The organism is Acidovorax sp. sif1233 (genome assembly GCF_019218755.1).
In the GTDB taxonomy this organism is placed as follows: Bacteria; Pseudomonadota; Gammaproteobacteria; order Burkholderiales; family Burkholderiaceae_C; genus Acidovorax.
Map to the genome: position 1 here is coordinate 727,575 of NZ_JAHUWZ010000002.1, position 22,959 is coordinate 750,533.

Consider the following 22,959-nt stretch of genomic DNA (forward strand, 5'->3'; position numbering starts at 1 on the left):
CCGCCGTTCCAACACCGGGCATCGCCTCCCCTACACTTGGAACATGGACTCCCTGCCCCCCACGTCTTCCCCCACCGCCATGGTCGTGGCCGCGCCCGCCCGCTGGTGGCGCAAGTGGTGGCGCGGGTTGTCGCCCACACGGCAGGACCGGTTCGCGGCCCTGGCGCCGCTGGCCGCCGTGCTGATGTTTCTCGCGGCCATCGTGGCCGCGTTCTGGTATTTGCGCGCCGAGGAGGCCGAGCGCGAGCAGGAAGCCCTGCGGCGCGATGTGGAATATGCGCAACAGCGCGTGCGGCTGCGGCTGCTGGAGCGGCAGGAACAGCTCATGCGCATCGCGCGCGACCTGTCCAACCAGGAGCTGGAGCGCACGGAATTCGTGAGCCGCGCCGAAACCCTGATCAGCCAGTACCCCGAGCTGCAGGCCATCACCTGGATCGACGAGCGCCGCCGCATCCGCGCCAGCCACGCGGCCCCCACGCTGGCCAGCAGCGAACTGCGCATCGCGGGCGAAGTGCTCAAGCCGGGCGACACCGCCGACACCTTCGGGCTGGCGCGCGACCTGCAGCAGCCGGTGTACGCCCAGCCGGCCGCCACCTCGGGCGACTCGACGCCGCTGCTGCAGCTGCAGGTGCCCTTGAACAACCAGGGCAAGTTCAGCGGCGTGGTGCTGGGCGAATACTCCATCGACAGCCTGCTGCGCTATGGCACGCCCACCGAAGTGCTGGCGCGCTACGCCGTCACGCTGCTGGACGGCAAGAACCAGGTTCTGGCGGGCACCCCCCTGGGCCCGCGCAACACCGCCACCCAGCTCCTGCCCTGGACGCCCCGCGCCAATGAATACGAGGTGCCCGTGTCGCCCGTGGGCAACGGGCTGGTGCTCAAGGCCCAGGCCTACCGCACCTCGCTGGGCGTGGTCGGCAGCGGGCTTTTCTGGCTGGTGGGCACGCTTTCCGCCATGACGGCATGGATGCTGATCGCCACCTGGCGCCACACCCGCCGCCGCATGCAGGCACAACAGGCCCTGGTGGCCGAGACGAATTTCCGCCGCGCGATGGAGAATTCCATCCTCACCGGCATGCGTGCGCTGGACATGGAAGGCCGCATCACCTATGTGAACGCCGCCTTCTGCCAGATGACAGGCTGGAGCGAGGCGGAACTCGTGGGCCTGAAGGCGCCCTTCCCTTACTGGCCCGACTCCGACCACGAAGCCCTGCACGCCAAGCTGCGCGACGAGCTGTCCGGCAAGACCATCGTGGGCGGCTTTCAGGTGCGGGTGCGGCGCAAGAGCGGCACCTTGTTCGATGCCCGCCTGTATGTCTCGCCTCTGATCGATGCGCACGGCCAGCAAACGGGCTGGATGACGTCGATGACCGACATCACCGAGCCCAACCGCATCCGCGAGCAGCTCTCGGCATCGCACGAACGCTTCACCATCGTGCTCGAATCGCTGGACGCGTCGGTGTCGGTGGCCCCGCTGGGCAGCGAAGAGCTGCTGTTCGCCAACAAGCTCTACCGCCAATGGTTCGGCTCGCAGACCGGCGGGCACCTGCAGCTGGTCGCCCAGGCCGGCGTGGTGCCCGTGGCGGGCACCGACCACCGGGGCATGGACGACGAGGACGGCCTCATGGGCCTGCCGACCGACCCGCTGACCAGCGCCCGCACCGAGAACGCCGAGATTTACCTGCCCGACCTGGGCAAGTGGCTGGAAGTGCGCTCGCGCTACCTCAACTGGGTGGACGGGCGCCTGGCCCAGATGGTGATCGCCACAGACATCACCCCCCGCCGCCAGGCCGAGGAGCAGGCGGCGCGCCAGGCCGAGCGCGCGCAGTCGGTGAGCCGCCTCATCACCATGGGCGAAATGGCCTCCAGCGTGGCGCACGAGCTCAACCAGCCGCTCACGGCCATCAACAACTACTGCAGCGGCATGGTCTCGCGCATCCAGAGCGGCCAGCTCACCGAAGAGGCGCTCCTCACGGCGCTGCAGAAGACGGCCCACCAGGCGCAGCGCGCGGGCCAGATCATCCAGCGCATCCGCGCCTTCGTGAAGAAGAGCGAGCCCAACCGTACCCTGGCCGACGTGCACTCGATGGTCAACGAAGCCGTGGAGCTGGCCGACATCGAGCTGCGCCGCCACAACGTGCGCCTCACGCATTACGTAGCCGCCCGCCTGCCGCCCGTGATGGCCGACACCATCCTGATCGAACAGGTGCTGGTCAACCTCATGAAGAACGGCGCCGAGGCCATCCAGCACGCCAGCCGCCCCCCGTCCGGGCGCAGCGTGGAGCTGCGCGTCGTGCCCAAGCACATCGAGGACCGCGAGGTGGTGGAGTTCTCCGTGCAGGACACCGGCAAGGGCCTGGCGCCCGAGGTGCTCGAACGGCTGTTCGAAGCCTTCTTCTCCACCAAGGAAGAAGGCATGGGCATGGGCCTCAATCTGTGCCGCAGCATCGTCGAGTCGCACCAGGGCCGGATGCAGGCGGAGAACCTCTACAATGGATCGGAGGTCACAGGCTGCAGGTTCTCCTTCTGGCTGCCGCTTGCCAAGCCTGCTGATGCCACTACAAATTCTGTAGCACACGTACGAAACCCAAGGACAATTGCATGAGCTTGATTCCGAAAAAAGGCACTGTTTACGTTGTAGACGACGACGAAGCAGTTCGCGATTCCCTGCAGTGGCTGCTGGAAGGCAAGGACTACCGGGTGCGTTGCTTTGATTCGGCCGAAACGTTTCTGTCGCGCTACGACCCGCGCGAGGTGGCCTGCCTGATCGTGGACATCCGCATGGGCGGCATGACGGGCCTGGAGCTGCAGGACCGCCTCATCGAGCGCAAGTCGCCCCTGCCCATCGTGTTCATCACCGGCCACGGCGACGTGCCGATGGCGGTGAACACCATGAAGAAGGGCGCGCTCGACTTCATCCAGAAGCCCTTTGACGAGGAAGAACTGGTCGGATTGGTCGAGCGCATGCTGGACCACGCCCGCGAGGCCTTCGCGGGCTACCAGCAGGCCGCCAGCCGCGATGCCCTGCTGTCCAAGCTCACCAGCCGCGAAGCGCAGGTTCTGGAGCGCATCGTCGCCGGCCGCCTGAACAAGCAGATCGCGGACGATCTGGGCATCAGCATCAAGACGGTGGAGGCGCACCGCGCCAACATCATGGAAAAGCTCAACGCCAACACCGTGGCCGACCTGCTCAAGATCGCGCTGGGCCAGAACGCGCCCAAGGCGTAATACTATTTTTTTGATAGCTGCTCGCGCTTTCCAATAAAGCGCCAGAGCCCGATTTGACGGATATTTTTTGACATGACCGCCCAACTCATCGACGGCAATGCCCTTTCCCGCCAACTGCGCGCCGACGTGGCGCAACGCGCCGCCGCCCTGAAGGCCCGGGGCACCACGCCCGGGCTGGCGGTGGTCCTGGTGGGCGACAACCCCGCCAGCCAGGTGTACGTGCGCAACAAGGTCAAGGCCTGCGAAGACGGTGGCCTGCATTCCGTCCTTGAAAAATACGAGGCCGACATGACCGAGGCCGCCTTGCTGGCCCGCGTGGAAGCCCTCAACAACGACCCCGCCATCCACGGCATCCTGGTGCAACTGCCCCTGCCCCGGCACATTGACGCGCAGAAGGTGATCGAGGCCATCTCGCCCGCCAAGGACGTGGACGGCTTCCACATCGCCAGCGCCGGGGCCCTGATGACCGGCATGCCCGGCTTCTGGCCCTGCACGCCCTACGGCTGCATGAAGATGCTGGAGAGCATCGGCTACGACCTCAAGGGCAAACACGCCGTGGTCATCGGTCGCAGCAACATCGTGGGCAAGCCGATGGCGCTGATGCTGCTGGGCCAGAACGCCACCGTCACCATCTGCCACAGCGCCACGCAGGACCTCAAGGCGCAAACCCTGCAGGCCGACGTGATCGTGGCGGCGGTCGGCAAACGCAATGTGCTGACCGCCGACATGGTCAAGCCCGGCGCCGTGGTGATCGACGTGGGCATGAACCGCAACGACGAAGGCAAGCTCTGCGGCGACGTGGACTTTGACGGCGTCAAGGAAGTGGCCGGCTGGATCACCCCCGTGCCTGGCGGGGTTGGCCCCATGACCATTACCATGCTGCTGGTGAACACCATCGAAGCCGCCGAGCGCACCGCAGCGCACTGACCTGGGTCAGTGCCGTCGATGCCGGCTGCTTTGCAACTTGAACTCGCGCCATCTGGCGCCATCTGATTTCGCATGAGCAACGCCCTCCTCGACTTCTCGGACCTTCCCCATTTCGACCGCATCGCACCGCAGGACGTGGCCCCTGCCGTCGACGTCCTGCTGGAGCGCGCCAACGCGGCGCTGGAAACAGTCACCGCACCGGACTTTCCGGCGCGCTGGGACGCGATCGCCAAGGTACTGGACGTGGCGACCGAGCAGCTGGGAACCGCGTGGGGCAGCGTCAGCCATCTCAACAGCGTGGCCGACACGCCGGAACTGCGCGCGGCCTACAACGCCGCCCTGCCAAGGGTGACGGAGTTCTGGACCCGCCTGGGTGCCGATGAACGCCTGTATGCCAAGTACAAGGCCATCGACCCTGCCACCCTGACGGGCGAGCAGCGGCAGGCCCACCGCAATGCCGTGCGCAATTTCGTGCTCAGCGGCGCGGAGCTGACGGGTTCCGCCAAGGAGCGCTTCGCGCAGATCCAGGAACGCCAGGCCGAGCTGAGCCAGAAATTCAGCGAGAACGCCCTCGATGCGACAGACGCATACGCCTACTACGCGAGCGCCGAGGAACTCGACGGCATTCCCGCCGATGTGCAGCAGGCCGCGCGGGCGGCGGCGCAGGCCGACGGCAAGGACGGCTACAAGCTCACGCTCAAGATGCCCTGCTACCTGCCGGTGATGCAATTCGCCACCCGCAGCGATCTGCGCGAGAAGCTCTACCGCGCCTACGTCACCCGCGCCTCCGACCAGGCCGAGGGCGATGCGCGCAAATTCGACAACACGGCACTGATCAGCGAGATCCTGGCACTGCGCCGCGAAGAAGCCCAATTGCTGGGCTATGCGAACTTTGGCGAAGTCTCCGTCGTGCCCAAGATGGCCCAGTCGCCGGACCAGGTGATCGGGTTCCTGCGCGACCTGGCGCGCCGCGCCCGCCCCTATGCCGAGAAGGACGTCGCCGACCTGCGTGCGTTCGCGGCCGAGAAGCTGTCGTTGACCGACCCGCAGGCCTGGGACTGGCCCTACGTCTCCGAGAAGCTCAAGGAGGCGCGCTATGCCTTCAGCGAGCAGGAAGTCAAGAAGTACTTCACGGCGCCCAAGGTGCTGGCGGGCCTGTTCAAGATCATCGAAACCTTGTTCGAGGTGTCCATCCGCCGCGACAGCGCGCCGGTGTGGAACCCCGCCGTGGAGTTCTACCGCATCGAGCGCGGCAATACGCTGGTGGGCCAGTTCTATCTGGACCAGCCCGCCCGCACGGGCAAACGCGGCGGCGCCTGGATGGACGACGTGCGCACCCGCTGGCTGCGCCCCGACACCGGCGTGCTGCAGACCCCCGTGGCGCACCTGGTGTGCAACTTCGCCAGCGGCGTGGACGGCAAGCCGCCGCTGCTCACGCACGACGACGTGATCACCCTTTTCCATGAGTTCGGCCACGGCCTGCACCACATGCTGACCCAGGTGAACGAGCGCGACGTCTCGGGCATCGGCGGCGTGGAATGGGATGCGGTCGAGCTGCCCAGCCAGTTCATGGAGAACTTCTGCTGGGAGTGGGACGTGCTCAAGCACATGACGGCCCACGTGGACACGGGCGAACCCCTGCCCCGCGCGCTGTTCGACAAGATGATCGCCGCCAAGAATTTCCAGAGCGGCATGCAGACGCTGCGCCAGATCGAGTTCTCGCTGTTCGACATGCTGCTGCACACCGAGCACGACCCGGCACAGGACATCATGCCGCTGCTCGACCAGGTGCGCCGCGAGGTGGCCGTGCTGCAGCCGCCGGCCTTCAGCCGCACGGCCCACACCTTCAGCCACATCTTCGCGGGTGGCTACGCCGCCGGCTACTACAGCTACAAGTGGGCCGAGGTGCTGAGCGCCGATGCCTATGCGGCCTTCGAAGAAACGGCCGGCAGCGATGGGCTGCCCAGCACCGAAACGGGCCGCCGCTACCGCGAGGCCATCCTGGAGGCCGGCGGCAGCCGCCCCGCGATGGAGTCCTTCAAGGCCTTCCGGGGCCGCGAGCCCAGCCTGGATGCCCTGCTGCGCCATCAGGGCATGGCCGAAGAGTCGACGGCCTGAGCGAATCCATGGCACCCAGGGCAGCTTGCACTGCGCCCGGGGCCGACGATCGATCCTGTATGGAGTGAGAAAAATGAAGATGCACAATCCGCTGACCGCCCCCCTGCTGGCATCCTTGCTGATGGTGCTGGCCAGCGCCAGCGTCCAGGCGCAAGGCGTCTACCGGATCGTTGGCCCGGATGGCAAGGTGACGTTTTCGGACCGCCCGCCGGCCGACGCCAGCGCCCAGCCCGCGCGGGCAGCCGCTGCGCCGCCCGCAGCGGCCAACGCCGCGCTGCCGTACGATCTGCGCCAGACCGCCAGCCGCTTTCCCGTCACGCTCTATACGGGCAACGATTGCCCGCCGTGCACCTCCGCGCGCAATCTGCTCACGTCGCGCGGCATACCGTTCACCGAGCGCACCGTGTCCAGCAACGAGGACATCGCAGCACTGCAGCGCCTGAGCGGCAACTCCAGCCTGCCCTTTGGCACCATCGGCGGCCAGCAGCTCGCGGGTTTTTCTGAAGGGGAATGGACGCAGTACCTGGATGCTGCAGGCTATCCCAAGCAATCGCAGCTGCCCGGCAACTACCGCCAGCCTGCCCCCACCCCTCTGGTGGCCATCAAGGCCGTGGAGCCTGCAACAGCAGCGGCTGCAGCGTCGGCCCCGGCGTCCGCAGTACCCAGGGTGCGCCCCCCGGCTCCGGCCAATGAGGGGCCGTCGCCCAGCAATCCGGCGGGCATCAGATTCTGAGCGTCCCTCTCCCTGGGAACGGGCGGGCCGGCGGCCGCCAGGACAAAGGGGCCTTTTCAGGCCCCTTTGTCCATTCCGGCGGACATGCGTCCGTGCCCGCCGCCAGGCCCCGGGCTCAATAAGTGAGCGTCTTCACCCCTTGCGCCGTGCCCAGCAGGCAGACCGACGCCTTCTGGTGGGCAAAGACACCCACCGTCACCACGCCCGGCCACTGGTTGATGTCGGACTCGAACGCCAGCGGGTCCGTGATCGAGAGCCCCCGGACGTCCAGGATGTGTTGGCCGTTGTCGGTCACCAGGGGCTGGCCATCCCGCAGCCGCAGCTGCGCCTGGCCGCCCATCGCCACAAAACGCCGCGCTATGTGGTTGGCGGCCATCGGAATCACCTCGACGGGCAAAGGAAACTGCCCCAGTGCCTGAACCAGCTTGGATTCGTCGGCGATGCACACGAAACGGCTGGCCAGCGCTGCGACGATCTTCTCGCGCGTCAGCGCCGCGCCGCCTCCCTTGACCATGTGGCCCTTGCCGTCGATTTCGTCGGCACCATCGATATAGACCGAAAGGGCCTGGACTTCGTTGGCATCGAACACCGCAATGCCCAGCGCCTTCAGGCGCTCGGTACTGGCCACGGAGCTCGATACCGCCCCCTTGATCTGGTCCTTGATGGTGGCCAGCGCGTCGATGAACTTGTTGACGGTGGAGCCGGTACCCACCCCCACAATCTCGCCGGGCACCACATATTGCAGCGCGGCCTGGCCTACCAGGGTCTTGAGTTCATCTTGGGTCAGGGAGGTGGAGGTCGTCATGGGAGAAAATCAGGGGGAAACCTTGAATTATCCCCTCATGTCCCTGATCCCCTACGCCCTCACCCGCCCCTTTCTCTTCGGCCTCGATGCCGAGACCGCCCACGAGCTCACCATGGACATGCTGGCGCGCGGACAGCGCACGCCATTGCAATGGGCCTGGTGCAATGAAACCGTGGACGACCCTGTCGAATTGGCGGGCCTGACGTTTCCCAACCGCGTCGGCATGGCGGCGGGGCTGGACAAGAACGCCCGCTGCATCGACGCACTGGGCGCCATGGGCTTCGGCTTCGTGGAAGTGGGCACCGTGACACCCAAGGCGCAGCCCGGCAACCCCAAGCCACGCATGTTCCGCCTGCCCGAAGCGCGCGCGCTCATCAACCGCCTGGGTTTCAACAACGAAGGGCTGGATGCGTTCCTGCACAACGTGCAGCAGGCCCGCTTTCGCTCGCAGAGCCGCAAACACCCCCTGCTGCTGGGCCTGAATATCGGCAAGAACGCCACGACCCCGATCGAGAACGCCACCAGCGACTACCTGGCCTGCCTGGACGGCGTGTACCCGCACGCGGACTACGTCACGGTCAACATCAGCTCGCCCAACACCCAGAACCTGCGCGCGCTGCAGAGCGATGCGGCGCTGGACGCGCTGCTGGGCGCGATCGCCGAGCGCCGAGAAGCCCTGGCGGCGCGGCACGCGCGGCGCGTACCGGTGTTCGTGAAGATTGCCCCGGATCTCGATGAAGCCCAGGTGTCCGTGATCGCCTCCACGCTGCAGCGCCATGGCATGGACGGCGTGATCGCCACCAACACCACCATCAGCCGCGCGGCCGTGCAGGGTTTGCGCCACGCGCAGGAAATCGGCGGGCTCAGCGGCGCCCCGGTGCTTGAAGCCAGCAACCAGGTGATACGCCAGCTGCGCGCGGCCCTGGGCAGCCGTTTTCCCATCATTGGCGTGGGTGGCATCATGAGCGCCGAGGATGCGGTGGGCAAGGTCCGCGCCGGCGCCGATGTGGTGCAGATCTACACCGGGCTGATCTACGAAGGCCCCGCGCTGGTGGCGAAGGCCGCGAAGGCCATCAAGGCCATGGGCTGAGCCACGGCACGCCACCCGCGCGCCAGGCCCCCAAAAAAAGAGCCGCCCATCTGGGCGGCTCTTTTGCCGTGGGACAGAACGCAGGCTCCTGCCGGCCGCCCGGCAAGGTGCCGGCAAGGCCGGTCAGCGCCGCAACCGCATCAGCATGGGCAGCAGCACGCCGGCCCAGCGAATCAGCCGGCGCGGCCCCGCCACGACGGCGACGCCGGCCATGGCCGCCACCGCCAGGGGGTGTTCCCGGGCGAATCCCGCGGCGCGCAGCACCAGGGACTCGTCCAGGCCGCCGTCACCCTGGTCCCGCTGCGCCAATGCCAGCGACTGTGCCCGGGCCGCCCTGCGGGCGCGCAAGCGTTCGCGCTGCGTGGCAATCCGGTCCAGCACGCGCTGCTGGGCCATGGTGGGCTCGGGAACCACGGCTTGCGGGGCAGTGGTCGATGAGTTCGTCGCAGTCATTACAAACGCTCCTTGATGTCACGCCAGTCCTGCGCCAGCTCGCGCCGGGTAAGGGCAAAGCCCTGGCCCGCCTTCTGCACGACGGAAACCAGCGACATGAGCGTGGCGGCCCAGCCGACAGTCCAGACGGCTGCCACGAGCCAGGCCACCAGGGTGCGCTGGGGGGTATCCCAGAAATGCACCAGCACCGCCAGCGAGAGCATGATCAAGGCCACCACGGTGAGCCCCGCCACCACAATGGTCAGCACCAGCATCTGCTGCAGGCGCTGCTTCTGATCCTGCCACTCCAGGCGTGCGAGGTCCATGCGGTCTTCCGCCGCGATGGCGCCTTCGATCACGTTGGCGCGCCAGCGGGCCACCAGGGCCTCCAGCCCCAGAAGGGAAAGCCAGTTCATGTGCAACCTCTGCGTTGTGCGGCCGTGCGCGGCAGGCCGGAATCAGCGCCGCGCAAGCAGGAAGCCCACCAGGGCGCCGACGGCCAGCGCGGCCCCGGCCACGCGCCATGGTTCATCGTGCGCATAGCGGTCGGCCGCAAGGGCGGCATCCTTGGCCTGGCGGGCCGCATCCTGCGCCGCGCGCACCGCGGATTCGCGCACGTTGTGCATGCCGTCGTCCAGACGCTGGCGCAGCAGCTTGATTTCAGGGACCGCGTCGAGATCCTTGTTGGCGAGAAGCCCCCGCAGATCAGAAACCAGCTTTTCCAGTTCGCCCTGGGTGGTGGTGGTGTCGGAAGCAGTCATACAAGCCTTTCTTGAAGCAACACAAAAAAATCAATCATCCCTGCCGGAACAGGACTCGGGTTCATCTTAGTCACCTGCCCCCGCCCCGCTTCGTAGGACGGCGACGCAAGAGGTTACGGATTGCAAATGGTTTGCCGCAGATCAGACCAGCGTGGCTACATGGTCCGCAATGGCCAGAGCGCTTGTCAAGCCGGGGGATTCGATGCCAAACAGGTTCACCAGGCCCGGGACGCCGTGCACCGCGGGCCCCTGGATCATGAAGTCCGCCGCAGGTTCCTCGGGGCCATGGATCTTGGGGCGCATGCCCGCATAGCCGGGCGCCAGCGCTCCGTCGCGCAGCTCGGGCCAGTACTTGCGGACCTCGGCGTAGAACGCGTCCCCGCGTGCGGGGTCGACCAAAAGGTCGTCCGGCGAATCAACCCACTGCACGTCGGGGCCGAACTTGGCCTGCCCGCCCAGATCCAGCGTCAGGTGCACGCCCAGGCCGGCAGCCTCGGGCACGGGGTAGATCAAGCGGCTGAAGGGTGCCTTGCCAGACAGCGTGAAATAGCTGCCCTTGGCGTAGTGGGCACGGGGCACATGATCCGCTCCCAGCCCCGCAAAGCGGCGGGCCAGCCCGGGGGCGTGCAGACCCGCGGCATTGACCACGGTACGGGCTCGCAAACGCGTGCCATCGGACGCTATCAAATCAATAGCATTCTGCGCACATTCCGCTTGCGCCAGGGGCGAATTGAGGGCCACGAGTCCCCCCGCATGCTCCAGGTCGCCCTGCAGCGCGAGCATCAAAGCGTGGCTGTCCACGATACCGGTACTGGGCGAAAACAATGCAGCGACGCATTCCAGCGCGGGCTCCAGCGCCTGCGCTTCCTGGCGGCCGAGCCAGCGCAGATCCGGCACGCCGTTGGCTTGCGCCCGTGCCTGGATGGACTCAAGACCAGGCAGTTGACCCGACGAGGTTGCCACCAGGAGCTTGCCGCAGCGGTGGTGGGGCACGCCACGCTCGGCGCAGTAGGCATACAGCATGTCCCGGCCTTGGACGCACAGCCGCGCTTTCAGCGACCCGGTGGGGTAGTACAGCCCGGCATGGATGACCTCGCTGTTGCGCGAACTGATGCCGGTGCCTATCGCATCCGCGGATTCCAGCACCATGACCTCGCGGCCCCGCAGCGCCAGGGCCCGGGCCACGGCCAGGCCGACCACGCCCGCCCCCACCACCACACAGTCGACTACATCCGCCATTCGCTCGCCCTCGTCCTTGCCCTTCGGTGCTCAGCCTTGCTCGAAGCCGTCGAGCACATTGACGGCATTGGTTCCCAGCTCGGCCGCCGCGTAGCCACCTTCGAGGACGAAGACAGCGGGCAGCCCCAGGCGTGCGAGGCGCGCGCCCAGCCGGGTGAAATCGGACGAGGCGAGTGCGAAGCGGGAAATGGGGTCGCCCTCGAACGCGTCGAGCCCCAGCGAGACCACAAGGGCATCGGCCCCGTGGCTGGCGATCCGCGCACAGGCACTTTCCAGCGCATCGAACCAGGCGGCGGCGCTGGTGCCGGCCGGCAGCGGCAGGTTCAGATTGAAGCCCGCGCCCTCTCCTGACCCGGTTTCGTCCGCATGGCCCAGGTAAAAGGGGTATTCCGTGCGCGGGTCGCCATGCATGCTGATGAACAGCACGTCGGAGCGGTCGTAGAAGATGCTTTGCGTGCCATTGCCATGGTGATAGTCGACATCCAGCAGGGCCACGCGCCGGGCGCCCTCGTTGCGCAATACCTGCGCCGCCACGGCGGCGTTGTTCAGGAAGCAGTAGCCCCCCATGAAGTCCGGGCCGGCATGGTGGCCTGGCGGGCGTGTGCAGCAAAACGCCGCGCCCACACCCCGCGCCACCCGGGTGGCGGCACTGGCGGCCGCATCCGCGCCTGCCTTGGCCGCCGCCCAGGTGCCGGGGGCCATGGGCGTGCCGTTGTCCATGGAGTACAGGCCAAGCCGCGCCACGAAGTTCTCCGGCTCCAGATCGCTGCGCAGGGTGCGCACGGGCCACACGGATGGAAAAGGCTGCACATCGGCGTTCGCGGGGTCCAGCGCCATCCATTGCTGCCAGGCCGTCTGCAGGAAGGCCAGATAGCGCTGCGCATGCACCTGGGACAGCACGGGCCCGCTGTCCACATCCGGCGCCGTGAGGCCGTGGCCCCGCGCGCGCAGTGCCTCTTCGACATAGTCCACGCGCGCAGGCTTCTCGAAGCAGGGAACGCGTTCGCCGCGAAAGAATTCGTGGGTGGGAGCGTGTCCCTGGTGCAGCGGGTTGTGAAAGGTGATCATGGGTCAGGCGTGTCGGCAAAGGAAGCCCGTGGCAGGCCAGGGTGGCCTTCCCGCGGGGCAGTCCCGCCATGGACTCGAGGCTGACACTGTAGCCGCTTTGCGGCGCCCGGCCGCCAAATGGGCCCTGGAGGCCCCGGCCCATGAAAAAACCCCTGCAGACCAGAGATCTGCAGGGGTTGAATTGGTGGGTGATACATGGATCGAACATGTGACCCCTGCCGTGTGAAGGCAGTGCTCTACCGCTGAGCTAATCACCCGTCGCTGGCACCCTGAACAGGGTGTGTCGCGAGGCCGTCAACAAGCGTGGTGGGTGATACATGGATCGAACATGTGACCCCTGCCGTGTGAAGGCAGTGCTCTACCGCTGAGCTAATCACCCGTGTCGCTGTGACAGCCTTCTATTATGGCACAGCTTTTCAGGCTGCCTGGACAGTTCTCCAAATTGTTTTGCCTCCGCTGGCCTTGTCGATCTGCGCCAGCACTTCGGCATGGGCCGTCTGCTCCTGCTCGCTGGCGCGCAGCACGGGCAGGCTCAGCAGCCGCAGGTCGATGGCGGCCACCTTCAGGCCGTCGCTGCCTTCCTGCGCATCATCGGCGATGAGCAGGGCATCCTGGCCACGGGTCAGGTTGATGTAGACATCGGCCAGCAGCTCGGCATCCAGCAGCGCCCCGTGCAGGGTGCGGCCGGAGTTGTCCACGCCCAGCCGGTCGCACAGGGCATCGAGCGAATTGCGCTTGCCCGGGTACATCTCCTTGGCCATGGCGAGCGTGTCGGTCACGCTCTCCACGTACGTGCGAAAGCCCGGGCGTCCCGTCAGTTCCAGCTCCTTGTTCAGGAAGCCCACGTCGAACGCCGCGTTGTGGATGATGATCTCCGCCCCCTGCAGGTACTGCAGGATCTCGTCCGCCACCTCGGCGAACCTGGGCTTGTCCTTCAGGAACTCGTTGCTGATGCCGTGCACCTTCAGCGCATCTTCATGGCTGTCGCGGCCCGGATTGAAGTACAGGTGCAGGTTGTTGCCGGTGAGCTTGCGGTTGAGCAGCTCCACGCAGCCCAGTTCAATGATGCGGTCCCCGCTGTCGGCCGAAAGGCCGGTGGTTTCGGTGTCGAGAACGATCTGGCGGGTCATACGCGCCCCCACGCTCGGCACTTCGTGTCCTCGCTGCCCCCCAAGGGGGCGCCAGCTTGCCTGGGGCGGCCCGGCGCTGCGCTCATCTAGTGGTTCTCCTTGGCATGGTTGATCGTGTACTTGGGAATTTCCACGGTCAGATCGGTTTGCGCCAGGATGGCCTGGCACGACAGGCGCGATTGTGGCTCCAGGCCCCAGGCGCGGTCGAGCAGGTCTTCTTCCTCTTCCTCGGCCTCGTTGAGCGAGTTCAGCCCCTGGCGCACGATGACGTGGCAGGTGGTGCAGGCACAGCTCATGTCGCAGGCGTGCTCGATGTTGATGTGGTTGTCGAGCAGGGCTTCGCAGATCGACGTGCCGGCGGGCGCGGTGATTTCGGCCCCCTGGGGACAGTACTCGGGATGGGGAAGGATCTTGATGACGGGCATGGGGTGTGGGCTCTTATTGCTTCTTGTCCGGGGCTTACAAGGTCTGCACGTTCTTGCCAGCCAGCGCCTGGCGGATGCCACGGTTCATGCGCTGCGCGGCGAAGGCTTCCGTGCCCTTGGCCAGTGCATCGGTGGCGGCTTCGATGACGGCGGCATCCTGCGCATCCCGCTGGTGGCGCAATGCCACCATCAGCGCATCGATCTCGGCGCGCTCCCGGGTGGAGAGGACATCGCCGTCGGCATCGAGGGCACTCTGGGTGGCGATCAGCATGCGGTCCGCGTCCACGCGGGCCTCGACCACCGCGCGGGCCTTCACGTCCTGGGCAGCCGTGGCAAAGCCGTCCTGCAGCATGCGCGCAATCTGGTCGTCCGACAGGCCATAGGAGGGCTTCACGTCGATGCGAGCCTCCACGCCACTGCCCTGCTCCCTGGCGCTCACGCTCAGCAGGCCGTCGGCATCGACGGTGAAGGTCACGCGGATGCGCGCCGCGCCCGCGGCCATGGGCGGAATACCGCGCAGCTCGAAGCGCGCGAGGCTGCGGCAGTCCTGCACCAGGTCGCGCTCGCCCTGCACCACATGCACCGCCAGCGCTGTCTGGCCGTCCTTGTAGGTGGTGAAGTCCTGCGCCTTGGCGGTGGGAATGGTCTCGTTGCGCGCGACGATGCGCTCCACGAGGCCTCCCATGGTTTCGATGCCCAGCGACAGCGGAATCACGTCCAGCAGCAGCAGGTCGCCCGCCGTGTTGTTGCCCGCCAGCTGGTTGGCCTGGACGGCGGCACCCAGCGCAACGACTTCGTCGGGGTTGAGGTTGGTCAGCGGTTCCTTGCCAAAGAAGGCGGCCACCGCCTGCCGCACCTGCGGCATGCGGGTGGAGCCGCCCACCATCACCACGCCCTTCACCTCGTCACGCCCCAGATGGGCGTCCCGCAGCGCGCGGCGCACCGCCGCCATGGAGCGCGCGGTCAGTTCGGCCGTGATGGCCTCGAAGTCCGATTTTTTGACATCGAAATGCACGCCACCGCTTGATAGGTGTGCGCTGAATGCTACTGAATCTATAGCAGTCAAGGCTTCCTTGCAGGCGCGTGCCGCCATGCGCACCGCCGACTTGTCCGCCGGGGTGACGGCCTGAAGGCCCAGTTGCTGCAGCACCCAGTCCGCCAGGGCCGCATCGTAGTCGTCGCCGCCCAGCGCGGAATCGCCGCCCGTGGCGATGACCTCGAACACGCCCTGCGTCAGGCGCAGGATGGAGATGTCGAAGGTGCCGCCGCCCAGGTCGTACACCGCGTAGACCCCCTCGCTCGCATTGTCCAGGCCGTAGGCAATGGCTGCGGCCGTCGGCTCGTTGATGAGGCGCAGCAGGTGGATGCCCGCCAGCTTGGCCGCGTCCTTGGTGGCCTGCCGCTGGGCGTCGTCGAAGTAGGCGGGCACGGTGATGACGGCACCGTAGAGGTCGTCATTGAAGGTGTCCTCGGCCCGGTAGCGCAGAGTCGCCAGGATTTCGGCACTGACCTCGACGGGCGACTTGTTGCCGTCTACCGTCGCGAGGCTGACCATGCCCTGCTCCCCCGCCTCGCTGGCGGGAACAAAGTCGTAGGGCAGCTTGCCCGCCTCCGCCACGTCTTTCAGGCCCCGCCCCATGAAGCGCTTGGCCGAGGCGATGGTGTTGCGCGCATCCTGGGCCTGCGCTGCCACGGCGTCGTATCCGATCTGGCGTCCACCCTTTTCCAGGTACCGCACGACCGAGGGCAACAGCACCCTGCCCTGCGCATCGGGCAGGCATTCGGACACGCCATTGCGCACGGCGGCGACCAGGGAGTGGGTGGTGCCCAGGTCAATGCCGACGGCAATGCGCCGCTGGTGCGGATCGGGGGATTGGCCGGGTTCGGAAATCTGCAGAAGCGCCATGAAATTTCGGGTCTCAACGTGGTGGAGTCCGCCGCCATACGAACGGGGCCCCAGGGGGAAAGCAAAACCGCTCTATTGTCCCAGTTGCTCTCGGCGGCGTTCAATGTCGTCCGCAAATCGCGCAATGAACATGAGGGCTCTGACCTGCCGGGCGGCACCCGCGTAGTCCTGCTGCTGGTCGATGAGTTGCTCGCACTGCGCCAGCGCGGCACGGCGGGCCTGGGCGACGCCATCCTCGAGCGCATCGAGTTCGCTCTCGGCGCGGGCATCTTCCAGCGCCTCGCGCCACTCCATCTGCTGCATGAGGAACGCCGCCGGCATGGCCGTGTTGTCCTCGGCGCGGATCGGGGCCCCGTGCAGCTCGCACAGGTAGGCGGCGCGGCGCTGGGGATCCTTCAGGCGCTGGTAGGCCTCGTTGATGCGCACCGACCATTGCATGGCCACGCGCTGCGCGGCCGCGCCCTGCGCCGCGAACTTGTCGGGATGTGCTTCGCGCTGCAGCTCTTTCCAGCGCGCATCGATGGCACCACGGTCCTGCGCGAAACGGCGCTCGAGGCCAAACAGTTCAAAGTCGTCGGATTGCAGGTTCATGCACAGGTCGCGAGGTGCGGGTCAACAAAAAACCGCCAGCACGGAGAGCGCGTTGGCGGTTTCACGAAAAAAGCGTCGGCAGGCGCTCAAACGCGGAAGCTCTCTCCGCAACCGCAGCGGTCCCGCTCGTTGGGGTTGTTGAACTTGAAGCCTTCATTGAGGCCTTCGCGCACGAAGTCGAGTTCGGTACCGTCGATATAGGCCAGGCTCTTGGGATCGATCAGCACCTTGACGCCGTGGTTTTCAAACACGATGTCTTCGGGCTCGGAATCGTCCACATACTCCAGCTTGTAGGCAAGCCCCGAACAGCCGGTCGTCTTGACACCCAGGCGCACCCCCAGCCCCTTGCCGCGCCGGGCAAGATAGCGGTTGACGTGCCGGGCAGCGGCTTCTGTCAGCGTAATGGCCATATCTCTCACTCAAGCAGCGGTGGCGGCTGCCGCGTGCTTGGTCTTGTAGTCGAGCACGGCGGCCTTGATGGCGTCTTCCGCCAGGATGGAGCAGTGGATCTTGACGGGCGGCAGGGCCAGCTCCTCGGCGATCTCGCTGTTTTTCAGCGCCGCTGCTTCATCCAGCGTCTTGCCCTTGACCCATTCGGTCACCAGCGACGAGGAGGCAATGGCGGAGCCGCAACCGTAGGTCTTGAAACGCGCATCCTCGATCACGCCGGTTTCGGGGTTCACCTTGATCTGCAGCTTCATCACGTCGCCGCAGGCAGGCGCACCCACCATGCCGGTGCCCACCGAATCGTCGCCCTTGTCGAACGAACCCACGTTGCGGGGGTTTTCGTAATGGTCAACCACTTTGTCTGAGTAAGCCATGATGTGTACCTCTTCAATTCTTCGAAATTCCGGGATTCAGTGCGCAGCCCACTGGATGGTGCTGATGTCGATGCCGTCCTTGTACATCTCCCACAGCGGGCTCAGCTCACGCAGGCGAGCCACGTTCTCGCGGATGGTGGAGATCGCGTAATCGATCTCTTCCTCGGTCGTGAAGCGGCCAATGGTCATGCGCAGGCTGCTGTGCGCCAGTTCGTCGCTGCGGCCCAGGGCGCGCAGCACATAGCTGGGTTCCAGGCTGGCGGACGTGCAGGCCGAACCCGACGACACGGCCAGGCCCTTGATGCCCATGATGAGCGATTCACCTTCCACGAAGTTGAAGCTCATGTTCAGGTTCTGCGGCACGCGGCGCTCCATGCTGCCGTTGATGAACACCTGCTCGATGTCCTTCAGGCCATCGAGCAGACGCTGCTGCAGCGCGTGCGCCTTGGCGTTGGACTCGGCCATTTCTTCCTTGGCGATGCGGAAGGCCTCGCCCATGCCCACGATCTGGTGCGTGGGCAAGGTGCCCGAGCGCATGCCGCGCTCGTGGCCGCCGCCGTGCATCTGTGCTTCCAGCCGAACGCGGGGCTTGCGGCGCACATACAGCGCGCCCACGCCCTTGGGGCCGTAGGTCTTGTGCGCGGTCATGCTCATCAGGTCGATGGGCAGGGTGTTCATGTCGATTTCGACGCGGCCCGTGGCCTGCGCGGCATCCACGTGCAGCAGGATGCCCTTTTCCCGGCACAGCGCGCCAATGGCGGGAATGTCCTGGATCACCCCGATCTCGTTGTTCACGAACAGGATGCTGATCAGCACGGTGTCGGGGCGGATGGCGGCCTTCAGGGCGTCCATATTGACCAGGCCGTCTTCCTGGACGTCCAGGTAGGTGGCCTCGAAGCCCTGGCGCTCCAGCTCGCGCATGGTGTCCAGCACGGCCTTGTGCTCGGTCTTGAGCGTGATGAGGTGCTTGCCCTTGCCCTTGTAGAACTGCGCGGCGCCCTTCAAGGCCAGGTTGATGGACTCCGTGGCGCCGCTGGTCCAGACGATTTCACGCGGATCCGCACCAATCAGATCCGCCACCTGCACGCGCGCCTTCTCGACAGCTTCCTCCGCCTCCCAGCCCCAGGCGTGGCTGCGCGATGCCGGGTTGCCGAAGTGCTCGCGCAACCAGGGAATCATGGCGTCCACCACGCGGGGGTCCACCGGGGTCGTGGCGCCGTAGTCGAGATAGATGGGGAAGTGCGGGGTCATGTCCATGGCTGGCTCAGTGATAGTTGCTGGCTGGCAAGCTAAAAATAAGAAACGAAACGATGCTTGAAAACTCGTTCAGGGCGCTGCCGACCCCAGGGCCGGCAGCGGAGCCCCGGGTATCAGGATTTCGCGAAGACGTTGCCCAGTGCGAACACCGAATTGGGCGCGTTGACGCGGATGGGCTTGACCACCGGGGTCGTCGAAATCGCCCGGCGCACCACCGGCTTGTCTTCGATCTGCACGCCCTTGGCCAGCTGTTCATCCACCAGCTTTTGCAGCGTGACGGAATCGAGGAACTCCACCATGCGCTGGTTGAGCGATGCCCACAACTCGTGCGTCATGCAGCGGCCCGCTTCGCCCAGGCAGTTTTCCTTGCCGCCGCATTGCGTGGCATCAATGGGTTCGTCCACCGAAACGATGATGTCCGCCACCGTGATATCGCCTGCCTTGCGGGCCAACGTGTAGCCGCCGCCAGGACCACGGGTAGACTCGACCAGTTCGTGGCGGCGCAGCTTGCCAAAAAGCTGCTCCAGGTACGACAGCGAAATCTGCTGGCGCTGGCTGATCGCGGCCAGCGTGACGGGACCATTGTTCTGGCGCAGGGCCAGGTCAATCATGGCGGTGACCGCAAACCGGCCTTTGGTTGTGAGACGCATCGCAAGCTCCTTGTGCTAAGGCTTGTTCGTTGTAGAAACCGCCTTCGCTGGCTGATGGCCAGCAAGGCACCGTCTCCGCCCCTTACTCCGCACAGTTGCCTGGCACGGAGCCCTTCATCGCTGGGCTTTTTTCTTGAGTATTTTGTGCAAGTATAACACAAATCCCTATCGAATTTGTCGGGTTAAAAAACCAACCGGTCGTCATTTGACCTGTGGTGTATTCGCCCGGTCTTCGACATGCCCTCACAAGGCCACCGAATCGCTGCCATGCGCGCCAAATGCCTGGTCCTTGAGACGCGTGAGCTGGTCGCGCACCCGGGCAGCCTGCTCGAATTCCAGGTTGCGCGCATGCTCGAGCATGAGCTTTTCGAGCCGCTTGATTTCGCGCGCCACATCCTTTTCGGACATGTCCTCCACCTTGGCGCGCTGCATGGCTTCCTGCTCCAGCCGCTCGGCGTCCTTACCGGCTTTCTCGCTGTAGACGCCGTCAATCAGGTCTCTTACCCGCTTGACAATGCTGCGCGGAGTGATTCCGTGGGCCTCGTTGTGTGCGATCTGTTTGATGCGGCGGCGTTCCGTCTCGCCCATGGCTTTTTTCATGGAATCGGTGATGCGGTCGGCATACAGGATGGCCCGCCCGTTCAGATTCCGCGCCGCGCGGCCAATGGTCTGGATGAGGCTGCGCTCGGCCCGCAGGAAGCCCTCCTTGTCGGCATCCAGGATGGCCACGAGGGACACCTCGGGAATGTCGAGCCCCTCGCGCAGCAGGTTGATCCCCACCAGCACGTCAAACGCGCCCAGGCGCAGGTCGCGGATGATCTCCACGCGCTCGACCGTGTCCACGTCGCTGTGCAGGTAGCGGACCTTCACACCGTTGTCCGTCAGGTAGTCGGTGAGCTGCTCCGCCATGCGCTTGGTCAACGTGGTAATGAGTACACGTTCGCGCTTTTCCACACGAATGCGTATTTCCTGCAGCACATCATCCACCTGATGGGTGGCGGGCCGCACCTCCACTTCGGGGTCCACCAGGCCGGTGGGCCGCACCACCTGGTCGACGATCTGGCCGGAGTGGGTGCGCTCGTAGTCTGCCGGCGTGGCGGTGACAAAGATCACCTGCCGCATGCGCTGCTCGAACTCCTCGAACTTGAGCGGGCGGTTGTCCAGCGCCGACGGCAGGCGAAAGCCGTATTCGACCAGCGTGGTCTTGCGCGAGCGGTCGCCGCTGTACATGGCATTGAGCTGGCCGATCATCTGGTGGCTCTCGTCCAGGAACATCAGCGCGTCCTTGGGCATGTAGTCGGTCAGCGTGCTGGGCGGATCGCCCGGCGCGGCGCCCGACAGGTGGCGCGTGTAGTTCTCGATGCCCTTGCAGTGCCCTACTTCGCTGAGCATCTCCAGGTCGAAGCGCGTGCGCTGCTCCAGGCGCTGCGCCTCCACCAGCTTGCCATCGGCCAGCAACTGCTTGAGGCGCTCGGCCAGTTCGAGCTTGATGGTCTCCACGGCGGCCAGCACCTTGTCGCGCGGCGTCACGTAGTGGCTGCTCGGGTAGACCGTGAAGCGCGGGATCTTCTGCTTGACGCGGCCGGTGAGCGGATCGAACAGCTGCAGGCTCTCCACTTCGTCATCGAACAGCTCGATGCGGATGGCCAGCTCCGAATGCTCGGCCGGGAACACGTCGATGGTGTCGCCCCGCACGCGGAACTTGCCGCGTGAAAAGTCCGCCTCGTTGCGCTGGTACTGCATGCGGATCAGCTGGGCGATCACGTCGCGCTGGCCCAGCTTGTCGCCGGTGCGCAAAGTCATCACCATGCGGTGGTAACTCTCGGGTTCGCCGATGCCATAGATGGCCGACACCGTGGCCACGATGACCACGTCGGTTCGCTCCATCAGGCTCTTGGTGCACGACAGGCGCATCTGCTCGATGTGCTCGTTGATGGCGCTGTCCTTCTCGATGAACAGGTCGCGCTGGGGCACATAGGCCTCGGGCTGGTAGTAGTCGTAGTAGCTCACGAAGTACTCCACGGCGTTCTTGGGGAAGAACTCGCGGAACTCGCTGTACAGCTGCGCGGCCAGGGTCTTGTTGGGCGCGAACACGATGGCCGGGCGCCCCATGCGGGCAATGACGTTGGCCATGGTGAAGGTCTTGCCCGAGCCCGTCACCCCGAGCAGGGTCTGGAAGGCCTCGCCATCGCGCAGTCCTTCCACCAGCTTGTTGATGGCCTCCGGCTGGTCTCCCGCCGGCGGATAGGGCTGGAACAATTCAAAGGGGGAATCGGGGAAACGGACGAATTCGCCGTCTTGCTTTTCCGTTATGACCTGTGTGATATCCGGCATGGGTGCAGTCAACGAGTGGGAGGGGCAGGCCGTTAAAATCGGCGGAACCCGGCACAGTACACCACGCCCGGATTCTTCGCTACTGACAACCTTTCAAGGATTTTCATGTCTCTTTTCACCGCCGTCGAAATGGCCCCCCGCGACCCCATCCTGGGCCTCAACGAGCAATTCAACGCCGACACCAACCCCAACAAGGTCAACCTGGGCGTGGGCGTGTACTTCGACGACAACGGCAAGCTGCCCCTGCTGCAGTGCGTGCAGGCCGCGGAAAAGACCATGATGTCCACCCCCACGGCCCGTGGCTACCTGCCCATCGACGGCATCGTGGCCTATGACAACGCCGTCAAGAGCCTGGTGTTCGGTGCCGACAGCGAACCCGTGACCTCCGGCCGCGTGGCCACCGTGCAGGCCATCGGCGGCACCGGTGGCCTCAAGATCGGCGCCGACTTCCTGAAGAAGGTCAGCCCCAATGCCAAGGTGCTGATCTCGGACCCCAGCTGGGAAAACCACCGCGCCCTGTTCACCAACGCCGGCTTCGAGGTCGATACCTACGCCTACTACGACGCTGCCAAGCGCGGCGTGAACTTCGAAGGTTTCCTGGCCAGCCTGAACGCAGCCGCACCCGGCACCATCGTCGTGCTGCACGCCTGCTGCCACAACCCCACCGGCTACGACATCACGGCCGCCCAGTGGGACCAGGTGATCGCCGCCGTCAAGGCCAGGGGCCTGACGCCTTTCCTCGATATGGCCTACCAGGGCTTCGGCCACGGCATCGCGGAAGACGGCGCCGTGATCGGCAAGTTCGTGGCCGCCGGCCTGACCTTCTTTGTTTCCACCTCGTTCTCCAAGAGCTTCAGCCTGTACGGCGAGCGCGTGGGTGGCCTGTCCGTGCTGTGCACCGACAAGGAAGAAGCCTCCCGCGTGCTGAGCCAGCTCAAGATCGTCATCCGCACCAACTACTCCAACCCACCCATCCACGGTGGCGCGGTGGTGGCCGCGGTGCTGAACAACCCCGAGCTGCGCGCGATGTGGGAAAAGGAACTGGCCGAAATGCGCGTGCGCATCAAGGCCATGCGCCAGAAGCTGGTCGATGGCCTCAAGGCCGCCGGTGTGAAGCAGGACATGAGCTTCATCACCACCCAGATCGGCATGTTCAGCTACTCGGGCCTGACCAAGGACCAGATGGTGCGCCTGCGCAATGAGTTCGGCGTGTACGGCACCGACACCGGCCGCATGTGCGTCGCAGCCCTGAACAGCAAGAACATCGACTACGTCTGCCAGGCGATCGCCAAAGTGATGTAACCCCCTGAGGCGCTGACGCGCCTTCCCCCTTCCTCTCGAATTGCTGCGCAATTCGGGAAGGGGGACGCAGCCAGCGCACGCAAGAGGAGCGCCGCTATGCAGCTTGGGCGGCCCTTGCGCGGCTACCTCGCATTGGCTGCGC

22 protein-coding genes and 2 tRNA genes are annotated in these 22,959 nt (G+C 65.8%); 7 read left to right on the forward strand and 17 right to left on the reverse strand.

The genetic code is table 11. From position 1 onward, the window contains the following. The first annotated feature begins 43 nt into the window (after positions 1 to 43). The 5 genes from KW843_RS10735 (at position 44) to KW843_RS10755 (ending at position 7,006) form a co-directional block, all read left to right on the forward strand. On the forward strand, positions 44 to 2,605 hold the full coding sequence (locus KW843_RS10735; RefSeq protein ID WP_218295104.1) for a PAS domain S-box protein: 2,562 nt from the start codon (positions 44 to 46) through the stop codon (positions 2,603 to 2,605). Continuing rightward, positions 2,602 to 3,228, forward strand: a complete 627-nt coding sequence (locus KW843_RS10740; RefSeq protein ID WP_218295105.1) for a response regulator transcription factor — start codon at positions 2,602 to 2,604, stop codon at positions 3,226 to 3,228. Before KW843_RS10735 ends, KW843_RS10740 begins: the two co-directional genes overlap by 4 nt. A gap of 72 nt (positions 3,229 to 3,300) precedes the next feature. Then, positions 3,301 to 4,155 carry a bifunctional methylenetetrahydrofolate dehydrogenase/methenyltetrahydrofolate cyclohydrolase FolD gene (folD, locus tag KW843_RS10745; RefSeq protein ID WP_218295106.1) on the forward strand — a complete coding sequence of 285 codons (855 nt, stop codon included), beginning with the start codon at positions 3,301 to 3,303 and terminating at the stop codon, positions 4,153 to 4,155. A gap of 72 nt (positions 4,156 to 4,227) precedes the next feature. Further along, on the forward strand, positions 4,228 to 6,273 hold the full coding sequence (locus KW843_RS10750) for a M3 family metallopeptidase (RefSeq protein ID WP_218295107.1): 2,046 nt from the start codon (positions 4,228 to 4,230) through the stop codon (positions 6,271 to 6,273). Positions 6,274 to 6,346: 73 nt separating this feature from the next. Continuing rightward, positions 6,347 to 7,006 carry a glutaredoxin family protein gene (locus KW843_RS10755; RefSeq protein ID WP_218295108.1) on the forward strand — a complete coding sequence of 220 codons (660 nt, stop codon included), beginning with the start codon at positions 6,347 to 6,349 and terminating at the stop codon, positions 7,004 to 7,006. Between the two features lie 115 nt (positions 7,007 to 7,121). On the opposite strand, the gene rpiA is transcribed toward KW843_RS10755, so the two are convergent. Beyond that, positions 7,122 to 7,811 (reverse strand): ribose-5-phosphate isomerase RpiA, encoded by a 690-nt coding sequence (gene rpiA, locus KW843_RS10760; protein WP_218295109.1) that lies wholly within the window; start codon positions 7,809 to 7,811, stop codon positions 7,122 to 7,124. Positions 7,812 to 7,848: 37 nt separating this feature from the next. Between rpiA and KW843_RS10765 the strand changes: the two genes are divergently transcribed. Further along, complete coding sequence (locus tag KW843_RS10765; RefSeq protein ID WP_218295110.1) at positions 7,849 to 8,901, forward strand: quinone-dependent dihydroorotate dehydrogenase; 1,053 nt, start codon at positions 7,849 to 7,851, stop codon at positions 8,899 to 8,901. Positions 8,902 to 9,024: 123 nt separating this feature from the next. Here the strand turns inward: KW843_RS10765 and KW843_RS10770 are convergent, their stop codons facing one another. The 16 genes from KW843_RS10770 to uvrB form a co-directional block, all read right to left on the reverse strand. Next, positions 9,025 to 9,354, reverse strand: coding sequence for a hypothetical protein (locus KW843_RS10770; protein WP_218295111.1), 330 nt, complete (start codon positions 9,352 to 9,354; stop codon positions 9,025 to 9,027). After that, positions 9,354 to 9,749, reverse strand: a complete 396-nt coding sequence (locus KW843_RS10775) for a phage holin family protein (RefSeq protein WP_218295112.1) — start codon at positions 9,747 to 9,749, stop codon at positions 9,354 to 9,356. The genes KW843_RS10770 and KW843_RS10775 overlap by 1 nt, the downstream gene beginning before the upstream one ends. A gap of 42 nt (positions 9,750 to 9,791) precedes the next feature. After that, on the reverse strand, positions 9,792 to 10,094 hold the full coding sequence (locus tag KW843_RS10780) for a DUF883 family protein (RefSeq protein WP_010458410.1): 303 nt from the start codon (positions 10,092 to 10,094) through the stop codon (positions 9,792 to 9,794). Positions 10,095 to 10,235: 141 nt separating this feature from the next. Further along, positions 10,236 to 11,333, reverse strand: a complete 1,098-nt coding sequence (locus KW843_RS10785; protein WP_218295113.1) for an NAD(P)/FAD-dependent oxidoreductase — start codon at positions 11,331 to 11,333, stop codon at positions 10,236 to 10,238. Between the two features lie 30 nt (positions 11,334 to 11,363). After that, positions 11,364 to 12,401 carry a histone deacetylase family protein gene (locus KW843_RS10790; protein ID WP_218295114.1) on the reverse strand — a complete coding sequence of 346 codons (1,038 nt, stop codon included), beginning with the start codon at positions 12,399 to 12,401 and terminating at the stop codon, positions 11,364 to 11,366. 182 nt (positions 12,402 to 12,583) lie between these two features. Next, a tRNA-Val gene (locus KW843_RS10795) sits at positions 12,584 to 12,658 on the reverse strand. A gap of 47 nt (positions 12,659 to 12,705) precedes the next feature. After that, a tRNA-Val gene (locus KW843_RS10800) sits at positions 12,706 to 12,780 on the reverse strand. A gap of 37 nt (positions 12,781 to 12,817) precedes the next feature. After that, the gene (dnaQ, locus tag KW843_RS10805; protein WP_218295115.1) at positions 12,818 to 13,531 is read right to left on the reverse strand and encodes a DNA polymerase III subunit epsilon; all 714 of its coding nucleotides are present in this window, start codon (positions 13,529 to 13,531) and stop codon (positions 12,818 to 12,820) included. A gap of 86 nt (positions 13,532 to 13,617) precedes the next feature. Next, positions 13,618 to 13,956 (reverse strand): ISC system 2Fe-2S type ferredoxin, encoded by a 339-nt coding sequence (gene fdx, locus KW843_RS10810; protein ID WP_218295116.1) that lies wholly within the window; start codon positions 13,954 to 13,956, stop codon positions 13,618 to 13,620. 34 nt (positions 13,957 to 13,990) lie between these two features. Then, positions 13,991 to 15,862: a Fe-S protein assembly chaperone HscA gene (hscA, locus tag KW843_RS10815; RefSeq protein ID WP_218295117.1), complete on the reverse strand. Its 1,872-nt coding sequence runs from the start codon at positions 15,860 to 15,862 to the stop codon at positions 13,991 to 13,993. Positions 15,863 to 15,934: 72 nt separating this feature from the next. After that, a complete protein-coding gene (gene hscB, locus KW843_RS10820; RefSeq protein ID WP_218295118.1) occupies positions 15,935 to 16,453 on the reverse strand; it encodes a Fe-S protein assembly co-chaperone HscB in 519 nt (172 codons plus the stop codon). 86 nt (positions 16,454 to 16,539) lie between these two features. Beyond that, on the reverse strand, positions 16,540 to 16,863 hold the full coding sequence (iscA, locus tag KW843_RS10825) for an iron-sulfur cluster assembly protein IscA (protein ID WP_063459049.1): 324 nt from the start codon (positions 16,861 to 16,863) through the stop codon (positions 16,540 to 16,542). A 9-nt stretch (positions 16,864 to 16,872) separates the two neighbouring features. Then, a complete protein-coding gene (iscU, locus tag KW843_RS10830; protein ID WP_218295119.1) occupies positions 16,873 to 17,274 on the reverse strand; it encodes a Fe-S cluster assembly scaffold IscU in 402 nt (133 codons plus the stop codon). A gap of 36 nt (positions 17,275 to 17,310) precedes the next feature. Further along, on the reverse strand, positions 17,311 to 18,531 hold the full coding sequence (locus KW843_RS10835; RefSeq protein WP_218295120.1) for an IscS subfamily cysteine desulfurase: 1,221 nt from the start codon (positions 18,529 to 18,531) through the stop codon (positions 17,311 to 17,313). 113 nt (positions 18,532 to 18,644) lie between these two features. Further along, a complete protein-coding gene (gene iscR, locus KW843_RS10840) occupies positions 18,645 to 19,181 on the reverse strand; it encodes a Fe-S cluster assembly transcriptional regulator IscR (RefSeq protein ID WP_015013980.1) in 537 nt (178 codons plus the stop codon). A gap of 243 nt (positions 19,182 to 19,424) precedes the next feature. Beyond that, entirely contained in the window at positions 19,425 to 21,515 is a 2,091-nt protein-coding gene (gene uvrB / locus KW843_RS10845; RefSeq protein ID WP_255594660.1) for an excinuclease ABC subunit UvrB, read from the reverse strand. Between the two features lie 105 nt (positions 21,516 to 21,620). Here uvrB and KW843_RS10850 point away from each other — a divergent pair, with 105 nt between their 5' ends. After that, entirely contained in the window at positions 21,621 to 22,817 is a 1,197-nt protein-coding gene (locus tag KW843_RS10850) for an amino acid aminotransferase (RefSeq protein WP_218295121.1), read from the forward strand. Positions 22,818 to 22,959 lie beyond the last annotated feature (142 nt).

Excerpts from the sequence above, each read along its gene's own strand:
- KW843_RS10735 (WP_218295104.1), top strand. The coding sequence starts at position 44 with ATGGACTCCCTGCCCCCCACGTCTTCCCCCACCGCCATGGTCGTGGCC.
- KW843_RS10740 (WP_218295105.1), top strand. The coding sequence starts at position 2,602 with ATGAGCTTGATTCCGAAAAAAGGCACTGTTTACGTTGTAGACGACGAC.
- folD (WP_218295106.1), top strand. The coding sequence starts at position 3,301 with ATGACCGCCCAACTCATCGACGGCAATGCCCTTTCCCGCCAACTGCGC.
- KW843_RS10750 (WP_218295107.1), top strand. The coding sequence starts at position 4,228 with ATGAGCAACGCCCTCCTCGACTTCTCGGACCTTCCCCATTTCGACCGC.
- KW843_RS10755 (WP_218295108.1), top strand. The coding sequence starts at position 6,347 with ATGAAGATGCACAATCCGCTGACCGCCCCCCTGCTGGCATCCTTGCTG.
- rpiA (WP_218295109.1), bottom strand. The coding sequence starts at position 7,811 with ATGACGACCTCCACCTCCCTGACCCAAGATGAACTCAAGACCCTGGTA.
- KW843_RS10765 (WP_218295110.1), top strand. The coding sequence starts at position 7,849 with ATGTCCCTGATCCCCTACGCCCTCACCCGCCCCTTTCTCTTCGGCCTC.
- KW843_RS10770 (WP_218295111.1), bottom strand. The coding sequence starts at position 9,354 with ATGACTGCGACGAACTCATCGACCACTGCCCCGCAAGCCGTGGTTCCC.
- KW843_RS10775 (WP_218295112.1), bottom strand. The coding sequence starts at position 9,749 with ATGAACTGGCTTTCCCTTCTGGGGCTGGAGGCCCTGGTGGCCCGCTGG.
- KW843_RS10780 (WP_010458410.1), bottom strand. The coding sequence starts at position 10,094 with ATGACTGCTTCCGACACCACCACCACCCAGGGCGAACTGGAAAAGCTG.
- KW843_RS10785 (WP_218295113.1), bottom strand. The coding sequence starts at position 11,333 with ATGGCGGATGTAGTCGACTGTGTGGTGGTGGGGGCGGGCGTGGTCGGC.
- KW843_RS10790 (WP_218295114.1), bottom strand. The coding sequence starts at position 12,401 with ATGATCACCTTTCACAACCCGCTGCACCAGGGACACGCTCCCACCCAC.
- dnaQ (WP_218295115.1), bottom strand. The coding sequence starts at position 13,531 with ATGACCCGCCAGATCGTTCTCGACACCGAAACCACCGGCCTTTCGGCC.
- fdx (WP_218295116.1), bottom strand. The coding sequence starts at position 13,956 with ATGCCCGTCATCAAGATCCTTCCCCATCCCGAGTACTGTCCCCAGGGG.
- hscA (WP_218295117.1), bottom strand. The coding sequence starts at position 15,862 with ATGGCGCTTCTGCAGATTTCCGAACCCGGCCAATCCCCCGATCCGCAC.
- hscB (WP_218295118.1), bottom strand. The coding sequence starts at position 16,453 with ATGAACCTGCAATCCGACGACTTTGAACTGTTTGGCCTCGAGCGCCGT.
- iscA (WP_063459049.1), bottom strand. The coding sequence starts at position 16,863 with ATGGCCATTACGCTGACAGAAGCCGCTGCCCGGCACGTCAACCGCTAT.
- iscU (WP_218295119.1), bottom strand. The coding sequence starts at position 17,274 with ATGGCTTACTCAGACAAAGTGGTTGACCATTACGAAAACCCCCGCAAC.
- KW843_RS10835 (WP_218295120.1), bottom strand. The coding sequence starts at position 18,531 with ATGGACATGACCCCGCACTTCCCCATCTATCTCGACTACGGCGCCACG.
- iscR (WP_015013980.1), bottom strand. The coding sequence starts at position 19,181 with ATGCGTCTCACAACCAAAGGCCGGTTTGCGGTCACCGCCATGATTGAC.
- uvrB (WP_255594660.1), bottom strand. The coding sequence starts at position 21,515 with ATGCCGGATATCACACAGGTCATAACGGAAAAGCAAGACGGCGAATTC.
- KW843_RS10850 (WP_218295121.1), top strand. The coding sequence starts at position 21,621 with ATGTCTCTTTTCACCGCCGTCGAAATGGCCCCCCGCGACCCCATCCTG.